Genomic DNA, 14,715 nt, shown 5'->3' with positions numbered 1-14,715 from the left:
TTCCGTGGCCTCGCCTGACGAGCCCTCGCAGTCGCTCGAGATCGAGCTGAAGTTCGACGTCGACGACGCGACCCCGCTGCCCGACTGGACGTCGGTCTCCGGCGTCGCCTCGGTCTCGTCGCCGGAGGAGCGCGAGCTCGACGCCCGCTACCTCGACACCGCCGACCTCGCGCTCGCCCGCGCCGGCTACGCCGTGCGTCGCCGTACGGGCGGACCCGACGCCGGCTGGCACATCAAGGGCCCGCGCGAGGGCGACGGTCGCCGGGAATGGCACTGGCCGCTCGGCGACGACGACCGGGTGCCGGACGGCGTCCGCGCGGCGGTGGCGAAGGTGACGGATGCCGAGCTCACGCCGCTCGCGCGCATCCGCAACACCCGCACGGCGTACCACCTGCAGGGCGCCGACGGGGGAGTGCTCGCCGAGTTCGTCGACGACCACGTGCGCGCGACGGACGAGCGCGCCGGCGTCGAGCGAACCTGGCGCGAATGGGAGCTCGAGCTGGGCCCCGCCGCCCCCGACGACCCGGCCGGGTTCCTCGCCGAGGCGTCCGAGGTCGCCCACGCGGCAGGTGCCCGCCCCGCAGCATCCGATTCCAAACTCGCCCGCACGCTCGGCCACTGAGCCTCGGCGCCGCCGTTTCCTGCGTGCGCGCCTCGAGGTTCCGCCGCGCCCGCTGGAAACCGCAGCGCGCGCGAAGAACGACGAAGGCCCGGGCGAACCCGGGCCTTCGGACGTTGCGGATCAGAGGTTGATCATGTGCCCCGCGAGGCCGTGGAACGCCTCCTGCAGCGCCTCGGACAGCGTCGGGTGCGTGTGCACGTTGCGCGCCGCCTCGAGGGCCGTGAGGTCCCACTTCTGTGCGAGCGTCAGCTCGGGGAGGAGCTCCGAGACGTCGGGGCCGATGAGGTGGCCGCCGAGCAGCTCGAGGTGCTCGCCGTCGGCGATGAGCTTGACGAAGCCGATGGGCTCGCCGAGGCCGTTGGCCTTGCCGTTCGCCGAGAACGGGAACTTCGCGACCTTGACGTCGTAGCCGGCGTCGCGAGCCTGCTGCTCGGTGAGACCGAACGAGGCGACCTGCGGCGAGCAGAACGTCGCGCGCGGCATGTTGCGGTAGTCGCCGAGGGTCATCGTCTCGGCCTTGCCGATCGTCTCGGCGGCCACGACGGCCTGCGCCTCGGCGACGTGCGCGAGCTGCAGCTTCGCCGTGACGTCGCCGATCGCGTAGATGTGGGGCACGTTGGTGCGCATGTAGTCGTCGATGTCGATGGCGCCGCGGTCGCTGAGCTGCACGCCCGCCGCCTCGAGGCCGAAACCCTCGACGTTCGGCGCGAAGCCGACCGACATCATGACCTTGTCGGCGTCGATCGACTGCGTCTCGCCGCCGGCGACCGGCGTGTAGGTCACGGTGACGCGGTCGCCGTGGTCGGTGACGGTCTCGACCTTCGTCGAGGTGAGGATGTCGACGCCGTAGCCCTTGTACTGCTTGGCGATCTCCTTCGACACGTCGGCGTCCTCGTTGGGCAGGGCGCGGTCGAGGAACTCGATGATCGTGACCTTGACGCCGTAGTTCGTCATGACGAACCCGAACTCCATGCCGATGGCGCCGGCGCCCACGATGACGATCGACTTCGGGAGGTCGCGCGTGAGGATCTGCTCCTCGTACGTCACGATGTTGCCGCCGATCTCCACGCCCGGGAGCGTGCGCACCTTCGAGCCGGTCGCGATGATCGCGTTGTCGAAGGTGACCTCTTCGCTCGACCCGTCGGCCTTGTCGACGCGGATGGCGTTCGGTCCCGTGAAGGTGCCCCGGCCCTCGTACTCGGTCACCTTGTTCTTCTTCATGAGGAAGTGGATGCCCTTGACGTGGCCGTTGGCGACCGTGCGGCTCCGATCCCACGCGACGCCGTAGTCGAACGACACGTCGCCCGAGATGCCGAACAGCGCCGCCTTGTGGTGGAACTGGTGGGCCAGGTCGGCGTTCTTCAGGAGCGCCTTCGACGGGATGCACCCGACGTTGAGGCAGACGCCGCCCCAGTACTTCTCTTCGATGATCGCGACGGAGAGACCGAGCTGAGCGCTGCGGACGGCTGCGACATAGCCGCCGGGGCCGGCACCGAGGATGACGACGTCGTAGTGAGGCATGCCTCAACCCTATCGGTCGGCGGGGGGCTCCGATCCCGGTGCACGACCGGCCTGAAGGGCCCGCTGCCGCCGCGCGCGCGACGTCAGGAGGTACACGACGGCGGCCGCCACGGCGAGCAGCGCGACGGCGAGGAGGATCCACGGCCAGACGTCGCCGGAACCGGCGTCGTCGGAGACCGGCGTCGCGGTAGCGGAGGGCGTCTCGACGGGAGCGGAGCTCGCCGACGCGGTCGGCGTCGCGGTGGGCGTCGGAGTCGGAGTCGGTGCCCCCGTGACGGTGAACGAGTACTCGCCCGAGATCGGGTGGCCATCGCTCGAGACCGCCTTCCACAGGACGGTGACGAGACCCGATGCCTCTCCCGACAGCTTCTGCGTGAGCACGGTGTCGCTCGCGGTCGGCGCACCGTCGACGAGCGACGTGCCGGCGGCATCCGTCACCGCGACCTCGTTCGCCCCCGGCTCGGTCGAGATCAGCCCGCTGAAGGTGAGCGTGAGCTGCGCCGGCAGTGCGTCGAGGGTCGCGTCGGCGGCAGGGTCGCTGGAGAGCAGCTCGTCATGCGCACTGGCCGGAGCGGTGGTCGCGAAGACGGCGGCGACGGCGATGGCGAGCGCGGCGAGGACCTGCAGCGGACGGCGTTCGTTAATTCCTTGTGACGGCACGCGGAGGAGCCTATCCGGGTCTTCTGTGCGGCGATCCTGCGCAATAGCATGGCCGGTGTCGGCGCGAGTTCGCATCGACACAGTCGGTAACAGAAGGAAAGAGGGAGGCGTTGATGGACTCGATGATGATGGACATGATGTCCAAGGACATGAAGTCGATGCCGGGCATGGACATGATGGACATGTCCGTCATGCAGGCGTGTATGGACGCCTGCTCCGCTTGCGAGCAGGCCTGCACGGTGTGCTCGACGCAGATGATGGATTGCGCGCCCGCGTGCATGAACTGCGCCGACATGTGCAACACGATGATGCGCGCCATGATGCGCATGCAGGGCATGAACGCCGCCACCGGGATGGCGATGCTCGACGCCTGCATCGCGATGTGCCAGCAGTGCATGGATGAGTGCATGGAGCACGCCGACATGAGCGACGTGTGCAAGATGTGCGCTCAGGCGTGCAAGGCCTGCATGGACGCCTGCATGGCCATGAAGAACAGCATGATGGCGATGAGCTGAGCTCGTCGCCGCTGCTTTTCGAGAAGGATCAGACGGTCAGCGGCGCGACGTTGAAGCGTCGCTGGCCCACGGCGAGCACGTCGTAGCGCTGGTGCAGCGACACCGGCGCGCCGGCGAAGACCTCCTGAGCTGCGCCCGCACCGCTCCAGACGGTGACGGGCGCGCCGTCGAGAGTCCGGAGCGCCACCGTGCCGTCGGCGAGCGTCGCCTCGACGATCGCATCGACCCAGTCCGAAGGCGTCGCCGACGCGAGACGCGACTGGATGAGGTGCAGCGCGTGCCCGGGGGCGAACGTCGAGCAGGCCCGGCCGTGGACGCACATGCACGCCGCACGCTCACGCACCTTGAGGGGCGGGATGTGGGAGTGCGGGGTCGACACGAGTGGCTCCTGATCGCTAGGTTCGGATACCCGCAAGGCTAGGGAAAGTCCCGCGCCGGAGCATCTCGGGCGAAACGGGACGAAACATTGCGGATCGTCCGTCGTCGGCGGGGATCGACCACTTCACGCCGGTGGCCGATCGGATAGGCTGGATCGGAAGAGGAGGAGCAGCGTGGAGGACAATCGCCGACCGGACGAGATCCGTCGCGCTGGGGGCTTTGATGACAGCCCCGATCGCCCCGCCGACACGACGCAGACGTTCGGCCACGACGCCGATCTCTCCTTCATCCCGTTCGGCTCCGACCTGTCCACGGCGGAGCTCGACGCGATCGAGGCGCTGCCCGCGCGTTCGGCCATCCTCATCGTGCGCTCCGGCCCCACGGCGGGCGCCCGCTACTTGCTCGACACCGACGTCACGACCGTCGGCCGGCATCCCGAAGCCGACATCTTCTTCGACGACGTCACCGTCTCGCGTCGTCATGCCGAGATCACACGGGATTCCTCGTCCTTCGAGATCGTCGACCAGCGCTCCCTCAACGGCACCTACGTGAACGGCGAGCGCGTCGACCGTGCTCGGCTCGACAACGGCTCCGAAGTGCGCATCGGGAAGTTCCGCCTCAACTTCTTCGTCTCGCCCTCCGATCTGGCGCAGGCCGCGGACGGCTGATGTCGTCGGCCGCAGCCCGCGAACGCACGTCGTCCGCGGGTCTTCTGAGCATCGGACAAGTCCTCGCGCGACTTGCTCCCGAGTTCCCGACGCTGACCTCGAGCAAGCTGCGCTTCCTCGAGGTCCAGGGGATCGTGACGCCCGTGCGCACGGAGTCGGGGTACCGCAAGTTCTCGCCGACCGACCTCGAGCGGCTGCGACTCGCCCTCACGCTGCAGCGCGACCACTACCTTCCGCTCGTCGTCATCCGCGAGTACCTGGAAGACGTCGACGCGGGCCGTGACCCTGCGTCGCCTGCAACGACCAGCCCGCCGCCGTCCATCGTGCCGGCACCGCGTCGCTATCGCCGCGACGAGCTGCTGTCGGCGACGGGCGCCGCGCCGCAGCTGCTCAACGATGCCATCAGCACGGGCGTCCTCGCCGGAGCCGAGGCGTACACCGACCAGCACGTCGCGATCCTGCGCGCACTCGTCGCGCTCGACCGGCACGGCATCGAGCCGCGCCACGTGCGCACGCTGCGGCAGAGCGCCGAACGCGACGTCTCGCTCGTCGAATCCGCGCTCGCTCCGCTGCTCATGCGGACGGATGCCACGAACCGGGGTCGTGCGAACGAACTCGCCCCCGAACTCGCCAAGCGGCTCGAAGAGCTGCGGGCGATCTTCGTGCGCGCGGCTCTCGATCGGCTGCTCTCGTAGCCACCGGCCAGGCCGATCGCGCGACACGCCGGGGCCCCCGGGCCGGATGTCGTTGCTCGTGACGCGGGCCTGATCTAGCGTTGGAGGACACGGTCCGGGAGGGAGGCATCGCATGACCGCTCGCGAAGCGTCCGACGAACCCCGGTTCGCATCCGACCTCCTCTTCACCGACGGCCTTCCCGCGATGGATGACGAGGTCGGCTACCGCGGAGCCGTCGCGGCGCGAGCCGCCGGCATCACGTATCGCCAGCTGGACTACTGGGCGCGCACCGAGCTCGTCGTGCCCACCGTGCGCGGCGCGAGCGGATCAGGTTCGCAGCGCCTCTACGGCTTCCGCGACATCCTCGTGCTCAAGCTCGTCAAGCGCCTCCTCGACACGGGCATCTCGCTGCAGCAGATCCGCACGGCGGTCGAGCAGCTCCGCGTGGCGGGCATCCGCGACCTCACTGGTACGACGCTCATGAGCGACGGAGCATCCGTGTATCTGTGCACGTCGAACGACGAGGTCATCGACCTCATCAGCCGCGGACAGGGCGTCTTCGGCATCGCCGTGGGCAACGTGCTGCGCGAGGTCGAGACGACGCTCGTCGAGTTCGACCCGCAGTCGCCCGACCCTGTCGACGAGCTCGCGGCTCGTCGCACGGCACGCACGGCGTAGCGCCCCTGCCGGCTCCGCTCGGGGAGCGGGCCCCTCGCCAGGCAGGTGCGCCCGGTCCGGTCAGGCGCGGGCTTCGCCGGGGACCGGGATGCGGCCGGTGCGCATGACGCGGTCGAGGAGCGCGTCGAAGTCGGCGGCGAGCTCCTGAGCGGAGTCGCCGGGCCAGATGTGCAGCGGCTTGGCGGCGCCCTGCGCCTGCTGCAGCGATGTGCGCTCGGGCAGCTGCGGCGCGAGGACGAGCGGGCCGAACATGTCGCGCAGCTCCTTGATGCGGAACTGGTGCTCGATCGACTGCGGACGCACTCGGTTGACGACGATGCCGAGCGGCTGAAGGCGGGGGGACAGACCGCGGCGGATCTCCTCGATCGCGCGCAGGGCGCGATCGGCGGCGGCGACCGAGAACAGACCCGGCTCCGTCACGACGATCACCCGGTCGCTCGCGGCCCACGCGGTGCGCGTCAGCGCGTTGAGCGACGGCGCGCAGTCGATGAGCACGAGGTCGTAGTCCGCCTCGATCGTCGCGAGCGCCTCCTCGAGCTTCCAGACGTCGCGCACACTCGGGTGCGGACCGTCGAAGTTGATGGCCGACGGGCTTCCGATCATGACGTCGATCGTGCCGGGGTGCACCTTCGCCCAGCCGCTCGAAGTGATCGCCTGACGGACGACCTTCTCCTTGGGGTTGGCGAGGACGTCGGCGACGTTGAGCCGACCGGCGACTTGGATGTCCATGCCGGTGGAAACGTCGGATTGAGGGTCGAGGTCGACGACGAGCGTGCGGACTCCACGTGCGAAGGCGGCCGATGCGAGGCCCAGAGTCACGGTCGTCTTGCCGACTCCACCCTTGAGGGAGCTGACCGAGAGTACGTGCACAAGGGTCTACGTTACCTTCCCGTAGGCTGAGAGCACACTCGGCCCCACGTGTCGACGGCCCCAGCGAGGTGCGCATGTTCCGGAAGATCCTGGTCGCAAACCGAGGCGAGATCGCGATTCGCGCGTTCCGCGCGGCGTTCGAATTGGGGGCGCGCACTGTCGCGGTGTTCCCCTATGAGGACCGCGGCTCGCTCCATCGGCAGAAGGCCGACGAGTCGTATGTCATCGGCGAGCAGGGGCATCCCGTTCGCGCGTATCTCGACGTCGAGGAGATCATCCGCGTCGCGCTCGAGTCGGGCGCGGACGCCATCTACCCCGGGTACGGATTCCTCTCCGAGAATCCCGAGCTCGCCGCGCGTGCCGCCGAGAACGGCATCACGTTCATCGGCCCGCCCTCCAAGGCCCTCGAGATGGCCGGCAACAAGGTGACGGCGAAGGAGCACGCCATCGCGGCGGGCGTCCCCGTCCTGAAGTCGACCGAGGCCTCGGAGGACGTCGACGCGCTCGTCGCGCAGGCGCCCGAGATCGGATTCCCCATCTTCGTGAAGGCCGTCGCCGGCGGCGGCGGGCGCGGCATGCGCCGGGTCGAGACGCCCGGCGACCTGCCGCCCGCGATCGCGGAGGCGATGCGCGAGGCCGGAGCCGCCTTCGGCGACCCGCGCGTCTTCCTCGAGCAGGCTGTCGTGCGCCCGCGCCACATCGAGGTGCAGATCCTCGCGGATGCCACGGGTCACACCGTCCACCTGTACGAGCGCGACTGCTCCGTGCAGCGCCGCCACCAGAAGGTCATCGAGATCGCGCCCGCGCCCAACATCTCCGACGAGCTCCGGGCCGCGCTGCACCGCGACGCCGTCGCCTTCGCAGAGTCGATCGGCTACGTCAACGCCGGAACCGTCGAGTTCCTCGTCGACACGGCGGGGGAGCGCGCCGGCCAGCACGTCTTCATCGAGATGAACCCGCGCATCCAGGTCGAGCACACCGTGACCGAAGAGGTCACCGACGTCGACCTGGTCCAGTCGCAGATCCGCATCGCCGCCGGCGAGACGCTGGAAGACCTGGGCCTCGACCAGGACAGCATCGTGCTCCGCGGCGCGGCGCTCCAGTGCCGGATCACGACCGAAGATCCGGCGCAGGGCTTCCGCCCCGACACGGGACGCATCACGACGTACCGCTCGCCCGGCGGCGCCGGCATCCGCCTGGACGGCGGCACGACGGCCGCGGGATCGCAGATCAGCCCACACTTCGACTCGATGCTCGCGAAGCTCACCTGCCGCGGACGCGACTTCCCGGCTGCCGTCGCGCGGGCCAAGCGCGCGCTCGCCGAGTTCCGCATCCGCGGCGTCGCGACGAACATCCCGTTCCTGCGCGCCGTGCTCGACGACCCGTCGTTCGTCGAGGGCGACCTCAGCACGGCGTTCATCGAAGAGCGGCCCGCCCTGCTGACGAGCCACCCGTCACGCGACCGCGCGACCAAGCTCATCAACTGGCTCGCCGACGTGACGGTGAACCGGCCGTACGGAGACAAGCCGCTGTCGGTGTCGCCGGGCAGCAAGCTGCCGGCCATCGACCTGTCGACGCCCGCACCCGCCGGGACGCTCGATCGGCTTCGCGAGCTCGGCCCCGAGGGCTTCGCCAAGGCCCTGCGCGCGCAGGTTCCGCTCGCCGTCACGGAGACGACCTACCGCGACGCACACCAGTCGCTCCTCGCGACCCGCGTGCGCACGCGCGACCTCGTGCGCGTCGGACCGCACGTCGCCCGCATGACGCCCGGACTGCTCTCGGTCGAGGCGTGGGGCGGTGCGACCTACGACGTCGCGCTGCGCTTCCTCGCGGAGGACCCGTGGGAGCGCCTGGCCGCCATCCGCGAGGCGATCCCGAACATCCCCATCCAGATGCTCCTGCGCGGGCGCAACACCGTCGGCTACACGCCGCGCCCCGTCGAGGTCACCGACGCGTTCGTCCGCGAGGCTGCGTCGACGGGTGTCGACATCTTCCGGATCTTCGACGCCCTCAACGACGTCGACCAGATGCGCCCCGCGATCGCCTCGGTGCTCGACACCGGCACCGCCCTCGCCGAGGTGGCCGTCTGCTACACGGCGGACCTGCTGGACCCGGCCGAGAAGCTCTACACGCTCGACTACTACCTCCGTCTCGCCGACGAGATCGTGCAGTCCGGCGCCCACATCCTCGCCATCAAGGACATGGCGGGTCTCCTCCGGCCGGCTGCCGCGGCGAAGCTCGTCACGGCGCTGCGCGAGCGGTTCGACCTGCCGGTCCACCTGCACACGCACGACACGGCGGGCGGCCAGCTCGCAACGCTGCTGGCCGCGAGTGCCGCAGGCGTGGACGCAGTGGATGCCGCGGCCGCCCCGCTGTCCGGAACGACCAGCCAGCCGTCGCTGTCGGCGCTCGTGGCAGCGCTCGTGCACACCGAGCGCGACACCGGCATCGACCTGGCGGCCGTCAGCGACCTGGAGCCGTACTGGGAGGCCGTGCGCCACCTGTACGCCCCGTTCGAGTCCGGTCTTCCGGGTCCGACCGGCCGCGTGTACCACCACGAGATCCCCGGCGGACAGCTGTCGAACCTGCGTCAGCAGGCGATCGCGCTCGGCATGGCCGACGACTTCGAGCGCATCGAGGACATGTACGCCGCGGCGGACCGGATCCTCGGACGCATCCCGAAGGTGACGCCGTCGTCCAAGGTGGTCGGCGATCTCGCGCTGGCGCTCGTCGCCGCGAAGGCCGATCCCGCGGACTTCGCGGAGAACCCGCAGAGCTACGACATCCCCGATTCCGTCGTCGGCTTCATGGCGGGCGAGCTGGGCGACCTTCCCGGCGGATGGCCCGAGCCGTTCCGGACGAAGGTCCTCGCGGGCCGGCAGGTGTCGATCGAGATCCCGCCGCTGACCGACGCCGAGCGCGAGGGGCTCGAGGGCGACGCCGCATCACGGCGACGCACGCTCAACCGCCTGCTGTTCCCCGGTCCTGCCCGCGAGTTCGAGGCGAACCGCGAGACCTACGGCGATCTGTCGACGCTCGGCACACCGGATTACCTCTACGGCCTGAAGCCCGGCGAGGAGCACGTCGCCGAGATCGACCCCGGCGTGCAGCTCTATGTCGGCCTCGAAGCGATCGGCGAGGCCGACGCCAAGGGCGTGCGCACCGTGATGACGACGCTCAACGGTCAGCTTCGCCCGGTGTACGTGCGCGACCGCGGCATCAAGGTCGAGACTCGCCAGGCCGAGAAGGCCGACACGTCGAAGCCCGGCCAGGTCGCCGCGCCGTTCTCCGGCGCAGTGACCGTGAAGGTCGACGTCGGCGCGGCCGTCGTCGCCGGTCAGCCCGTCGCGTCGATCGAGGCCATGAAGATGGAAGCCGCCATCACGGCTCCCGTCGACGGGGTGATCGAACGGGTGGCGATCGAGGGTACACAGCAGGTGGAGGCAGGCGACCTTTTGGTCGTCATCCGCCCCGCCCAGTAGCCTGGGGGGTGGGGAAGATGCCCGATCACCCCATGGAGACCATGCAGTGACGCCCGATCGCAACGACCAGAACCCTGACGAAGAGACTGAGAACGGTGTGCTCGCCGAGACCGAGGGCCTCGATACGACGGCCCTCGGGATCCTCGGTGGCGGCACCGAGCAGGTGAGCGTCATGCTTCCGTCGTCGTCCGACGACGAGGAGCTCGACGACGACGACGTCGTGGGTGACGAGGTCGAGGTCGAGGCCATCGACGTCGAATTCTCGCCGCGCCTGGAACGGCCCGCGTACGAGGCGGCGTGGCTCGGCCAGGCCGCCGGCGAGCTCGCCGAGGCGGAGGCGGAGCCGGAGCCGGAGCCGGAGCCCGTCGAGGTGGACGAGCCCATCGAAGAGGCCGAGCCCATGGCTGCGGACGTCCCTGTGGGAGAGGCCGTCCTCGACGCCGAGCCGGTCGACGAGGCAGCGGGTCGCGAATCGGAGATCGAGGTCGTGCACGTCGACCTCGTTGAAGCCGACGTGGCGGACGATGCCGCGGGGGCTGACGCCGAGCCCGCCTCCCAGGCGGAAGTCGTCGAAGACGCCGAGATCGTGGCCGACGAAGCCCAGGCCGAAGAAGACACCCCGGCATCCGCACTCGCTGACGACACCCTCGACGAGGATGCTGACGACACCGTCGACGAGGATCAGGGCGTGGCCGTCATCGTAGAGGCGTTCGACGACGACGGCCTCGTCGACTCCGAGCTCGAGGGCGACGACGACCTCGACCTCGATCTCGATTTCGACGACACTGATGACATCGCCGAGTCCGGGGGACGGACAGATTCGACCGTGGAGGCCGAGATCGTGACCGAGCAGCAGAAGCCTGAATCGCTCCCCACCACGACGGGATCGAACCCCACGACCCGCCGCGAGGCCAACGCGGACGCCGTGGACAAGCTGGAACGCGCGCACTCGCTCGAGCGCGTGCAGCCTCGCCCCGACGTCACGCTCACCTCGAAGCGCCTCGGCGAGTTCGAGCCCGGACGCGAGTCGGCCGATCTCCTGACCGCCGACCGCCTGCTCGACCCGCACCAGGTCGTGCGGCCCGAGCCCGAGGGCGCGTGGCAGCACTTCGTCTACTCGATCACGGGTCACCGCGTGAACCTCGGCGACGGCAAGCGCGCCCGCGCCCGCAAGGAGCTCGACCGCCGCATCTCGGCCGCGCTCGGCGGCGGCGCCCGATTCGTGCCGGTCCTCTCCCGCAAGGGCGGCGTCGGCAAGACCACGGTCACGACGCTGCTCGGGATGGCTCTCGCCGACGCCCGCGACGACCGCATCATCGCCGTCGATGCCAACCCCGACCGGGGCACGCTCGCCGACCGCATCGCGCGGCAGAACGGCAAGACGGTGCGCGACCTCGCTCGCGCCCGCGGCGAGATCTCGGGCTACGCGGGCATCTCGTCGATCGTCGCGCGCGACGACACGCGTCTCGACGTGCTGGCCTCCGACGCCGACCCGCGGGTCTCCGAGGCGTTCAGCGACAAGGACTACCACGACGTCGCCGCGATCGCCGCGCACTACTACTCGATCGTCCTCACCGACACGGGCACCGGCATCGTGCACTCCGTCATGCAGGCGACCCTGGAACTCGCCGACCAGCTCGTCATCGTGTCGGGCCTGAGCGTCGAGGAGGCGCGGCTCGCGTCCGAGACCCTCACGTGGCTCGAGACGAACGGCTACGCCGAGCAGGTGCGCAGCGCCGTCGTCGTGCTCAACAACGCGCGTCCGGGCACGCCGCTCGTGCGCCTCGACGAGCTCGAGACGCACTTCAGCACGCGCGTGCGCGCAGTCGTGCGCATGCCCTACGACCCGCTGATCGCCGCGGGAAGCGCCATCGCGTTCCGCGACCTCAAGCCTCAGACGCGCCTCGCCGCACGCGAGCTCGCCGCATGCATCGTCGAGGGCCTGCGCGCGCTCGCTCCGGCCGCCTGACGTGACGGTCCGTCCCATCCGCCTCTTCGGCGACCCTGTGCTCCGCGCGCCCAGCGCGCGCATCGACGAGATCGACGACGGCGTGCGCGCTCTCGTGCAGGACCTGCTCGACACGGTCGAGCTCCCCGGCCGGGCCGGCGTCGCGGCGCCGCAGATCGGCGTGGGCCTGCGCGCGTTCAGCTACAACATCGACGGCGACATCGGGTACATCCTCAATCCCGAGATCGTCGAGGTTTCGGGCGACCCCGAGCCCACGGGGGAGGGATGCCTCTCCGTCCCGGGGCTGTGGCACGACGCGCTGCGGCATCCCCATGCCAAGGTGCGCGGCATCGACCTCGACGGCAACGAGGTCGTGCTCGAGGGCGAGGGACTGCTCGCGCAGGCGCTGCAGCACGAGACCGATCACCTCGACGGGATGCTGTACATCCAGCGCCTCTCGCCCGAGACCCGCAAGGTCGCGATGCGCGAGATCCGCGAATCGGATTGGTTCTAGGCTGGAAGCGAGAGGACCCCGCGCGATGCCCGGGGTCCTCTCGCTGAGCCTGCGGCGTCAGCCGCCGAGCGAGACGTTCGTCGTCGCGACGGGGACGTTGTAGAGCTCGTCGATGTCGGACGCGAAGTCCTGCAGGATGACGTTGCGCTTGATGCTGAGCTTGGGCGTCAGGTGCCCGCTCGCCTCGGTCCACTCCGTCGGCAGGATCGCGAACTTGCGGATCGACTCGGCACGCGAGACGTACTTGTTCGCGTTGTCGATGGCGCGCTGCACCTCTGCGCGCACGGCGCTGTTCTTCGCGGCATCCGTCAGCGACATGTCCTTGGGGAGCCCGTTGTTGGCGAGCCACGTCGGAAGCATCTCGGGGTCGAGCGTCACGAGCGCCGACACGAAGGGCTTCTGGTCGCCGACGACGACGACCTGCCCGACGATCGGGTTGGCGCGGATCGGGTCTTCGAGCGCCGCGGGCGCGACGTTCTTGCCGCCCGCCGTGACGATGATCTCCTTCTTGCGGCCCGTGATCTTGAGGAAGCCCTCATCGTCGAACGAGCCGATGTCGCCGGTCTTGAACCAGTCGCCGTCGAACGCGGCGGCGGTCGCCTCGGGGTTGCGCCAGTACTCCTTGAAGACGTTGATGCCGCGCACCTCGATCTCGCCGTCGTCGGCGAGACGGATGCCGACACCCGGCAGCGCCGGCCCGACGGTGCCGATCTTCGACTTCGTCGCGAGGTTGACGGTCGCCGGCGCGGTCGTCTCGGTGAGGCCGTAGCCCTCGAGGATCACGACGCCGAGGCTGTGGAAGAAGTGGCCGAGCCGCGAGCCCAGGGGAGCGGAGCCCGACACCGCGTAGACGACCTTGCCGCCCATCGCCTCGCGCAGCTTGCTGTAGACGAGGCGGTCGAACAGCCAGAACTTGAGCTTGGTGCCAAGCGGCACCTTCTTGCCCTCTTCGAGGAGCTTCGAGTGCTCGATGGCCGTGTTCGCGGCCGAGCGGAAGATCTTGCCGCGCCCGCCGGTCTCGGCCTTCTGCTCTGCCGAGTTGTAGACCTTCTCGAAGACGCGCGGGACGGCGAGGAGGAAGGTCGGCTTGAACGATCCGAGCGCCGGCAGGAGGTTGCGGGTGTCGGGCTGGTGGCCGGTCTTGACGCCCGAGTGCACGGCGAGGATCGAGATGAAGCGTGCGAAGACGTGCGCCGTCGTGATGAACAGGAGCGTCGACGCTCCCGGCATCTCGACGACCTCGTGCAGCGCCTTGGCCGAGTTGCGGCTCAACTCCACGAAGTTGCCGTGGGTCAGCACGCAGCCCTTGGGCCGCCCGGTCGAGCCCGACGTGTAGATGAGGGTCGCGATGTCGGCGGAGTTCGCGATGTTGCGGCGCCGCTCGATCTCGTCGTCGGCGACGCCCTTGCCCTGCTCGACCAGCTTCGCGAGGTCGCCCGCGTGCAGGCTCCACGTCGAACGGATGAGCGGGAGGTCGGCGCGCACCTCTTCGAGGCGCGCCGTGTGGTCGGGCGACTCGGTGATGCAGGCGATCGCTCCGGAGTCGGACAGGTTCCACTGGATCTGCGCCGCCGAGCTCGTCTCGTAGATCGGCACCATGACCGCGCCGGCATAGAACAGGGCGAAGTCGACGAGCGTCCACTCGTACGTCGTGCGCGCGATGAAGCCGACCTTGTCGCCGGGCTCGATCCCCGCGGCGGCGAAGCCCTTCGCGAGGGCGATGACCTGGCGCTGGAACTCGGCGGCCGAGATGTCGCGCCACCCGTCGCCCTCCGGGACGGCGAACAGCGCCAGCTGCGGCGTGCGCTTGACGCGCTCGACGAGCAGGTCGGTCACGTTCGCCTGGGGGTCGGCGGGGACGATCGCGGGGACTTCGAACTGGACCACGGCAACTCCTTCGGTACCGAAATTCATCTCTCGGCGGGCCTCTTCGGAGTCTAATCGCAGGCACCCCGGCCTACCGGGCGCGGGCCGCCGACTGTGGGCAATTGCACGCCTCATCTCGCGGATAGACTTCTCAGCGCCGTCGCGCGCGCGAGGGCAGGAGGAGGCGGCGGCGTGCTCAAGGTCGGAATCGACATCGGCGGGACCAAGATCGCGGGAGGCGTGGTCGATGAAGACGGCCGTATCGTCGAACAGCTCCGCGTCGAGACTCCGGTCGACACCGCCGCTCTGGAAGATGCC

14 protein-coding genes are annotated in these 14,715 nt (G+C 69.8%); 9 read left to right on the top strand and 5 right to left on the bottom strand.

Annotation, left to right across the window (positions count from 1 at the left end):
• The first annotated feature begins 4 nt into the window (after positions 1–4).
• The gene (locus ACH3VR_RS19145) at positions 5–622 is read left to right on the top strand and encodes a CYTH domain-containing protein (RefSeq protein ID WP_397557924.1); all 618 of its coding nucleotides are present in this window, start codon (positions 5–7) and stop codon (positions 620–622) included.
• A 120-nt stretch (positions 623–742) separates the two neighbouring features.
• Here the strand turns inward: ACH3VR_RS19145 and lpdA are convergent, their stop codons facing one another.
• Together lpdA and ACH3VR_RS19135 are read right to left on the bottom strand one after the other, a co-directional pair.
• Complete coding sequence (lpdA, locus tag ACH3VR_RS19140; RefSeq protein WP_397557923.1) at positions 743–2,143, bottom strand: dihydrolipoyl dehydrogenase; 1,401 nt, start codon at positions 2,141–2,143, stop codon at positions 743–745.
• Between the two features lie 9 nt (positions 2,144–2,152).
• Positions 2,153–2,803: a copper resistance CopC family protein gene (locus ACH3VR_RS19135; RefSeq protein ID WP_397557922.1), complete on the bottom strand. Its 651-nt coding sequence runs from the start codon at positions 2,801–2,803 to the stop codon at positions 2,153–2,155.
• Between the two features lie 113 nt (positions 2,804–2,916).
• Between ACH3VR_RS19135 and ACH3VR_RS19130 the strand changes: the two genes are divergently transcribed.
• A complete protein-coding gene (locus tag ACH3VR_RS19130; RefSeq protein ID WP_397557921.1) occupies positions 2,917–3,318 on the top strand; it encodes a hypothetical protein in 402 nt (133 codons plus the stop codon).
• A gap of 28 nt (positions 3,319–3,346) precedes the next feature.
• Here ACH3VR_RS19130 and ACH3VR_RS19125 read toward each other — a convergent pair whose 3' ends face one another.
• Positions 3,347–3,697 carry a hypothetical protein gene (locus ACH3VR_RS19125; RefSeq protein WP_397557920.1) on the bottom strand — a complete coding sequence of 117 codons (351 nt, stop codon included), beginning with the start codon at positions 3,695–3,697 and terminating at the stop codon, positions 3,347–3,349.
• Positions 3,698–3,869: 172 nt separating this feature from the next.
• Here ACH3VR_RS19125 and ACH3VR_RS19120 point away from each other — a divergent pair, with 172 nt between their 5' ends.
• The 3 genes from ACH3VR_RS19120 to ACH3VR_RS19110 all read left to right on the top strand — a co-directional run bounded on the left by ACH3VR_RS19120 (position 3,870) and on the right by ACH3VR_RS19110 (position 5,717).
• Complete coding sequence (locus ACH3VR_RS19120; protein ID WP_397557919.1) at positions 3,870–4,364, top strand: FHA domain-containing protein; 495 nt, start codon at positions 3,870–3,872, stop codon at positions 4,362–4,364.
• Complete coding sequence (gene ftsR, locus ACH3VR_RS19115; protein ID WP_397557918.1) at positions 4,364–5,059, top strand: transcriptional regulator FtsR; 696 nt, start codon at positions 4,364–4,366, stop codon at positions 5,057–5,059. The genes ACH3VR_RS19120 and ftsR overlap by 1 nt, the downstream gene beginning before the upstream one ends.
• A 112-nt stretch (positions 5,060–5,171) precedes the next feature.
• Entirely contained in the window at positions 5,172–5,717 is a 546-nt protein-coding gene (locus ACH3VR_RS19110; RefSeq protein WP_397557917.1) for a MerR family transcriptional regulator, read from the top strand.
• Between the two features lie 60 nt (positions 5,718–5,777).
• On the opposite strand, the gene ACH3VR_RS19105 is transcribed toward ACH3VR_RS19110, so the two are convergent.
• Entirely contained in the window at positions 5,778–6,587 is an 810-nt protein-coding gene (locus tag ACH3VR_RS19105) for a ParA family protein (protein WP_397557916.1), read from the bottom strand.
• A 74-nt stretch (positions 6,588–6,661) separates the two neighbouring features.
• Here ACH3VR_RS19105 and ACH3VR_RS19100 point away from each other — a divergent pair, with 74 nt between their 5' ends.
• The 3 genes from ACH3VR_RS19100 to def are packed head-to-tail and all read left to right on the top strand — an operon-like array spanning position 6,662 to position 12,531.
• Positions 6,662–10,069 carry a pyruvate carboxylase gene (locus ACH3VR_RS19100; RefSeq protein ID WP_397557915.1) on the top strand — a complete coding sequence of 1,136 codons (3,408 nt, stop codon included), beginning with the start codon at positions 6,662–6,664 and terminating at the stop codon, positions 10,067–10,069.
• 46 nt (positions 10,070–10,115) lie between these two features.
• Positions 10,116–12,038 carry a MinD/ParA family ATP-binding protein gene (locus tag ACH3VR_RS19095; protein WP_397557914.1) on the top strand — a complete coding sequence of 641 codons (1,923 nt, stop codon included), beginning with the start codon at positions 10,116–10,118 and terminating at the stop codon, positions 12,036–12,038.
• Between the two features lies 1 nt (position 12,039).
• Entirely contained in the window at positions 12,040–12,531 is a 492-nt protein-coding gene (gene def, locus ACH3VR_RS19090) for a peptide deformylase (RefSeq protein WP_397557913.1), read from the top strand.
• A gap of 57 nt (positions 12,532–12,588) precedes the next feature.
• Here def and ACH3VR_RS19085 read toward each other — a convergent pair whose 3' ends face one another.
• Positions 12,589–14,418, bottom strand: a complete 1,830-nt coding sequence (locus ACH3VR_RS19085) for an AMP-dependent synthetase/ligase (protein WP_397557912.1) — start codon at positions 14,416–14,418, stop codon at positions 12,589–12,591.
• A gap of 171 nt (positions 14,419–14,589) precedes the next feature.
• Between ACH3VR_RS19085 and ACH3VR_RS19080 the strand changes: the two genes are divergently transcribed.
• Positions 14,590–14,715, top strand: a 126-nt coding sequence (locus ACH3VR_RS19080) for an ROK family protein (RefSeq protein WP_397558048.1), incomplete at its 3' end; no start/stop codon positions are given.

The organism is Microbacterium alkaliflavum (genome assembly GCF_044325405.1).
In the GTDB taxonomy this organism is placed as follows: domain Bacteria; phylum Actinomycetota; class Actinomycetes; order Actinomycetales; family Microbacteriaceae; genus Microbacterium; species Microbacterium alkaliflavum.
Note: the sequence above shows the minus strand (reverse complement) of the source record. Positions and strands in the feature narration are given on the sequence as shown.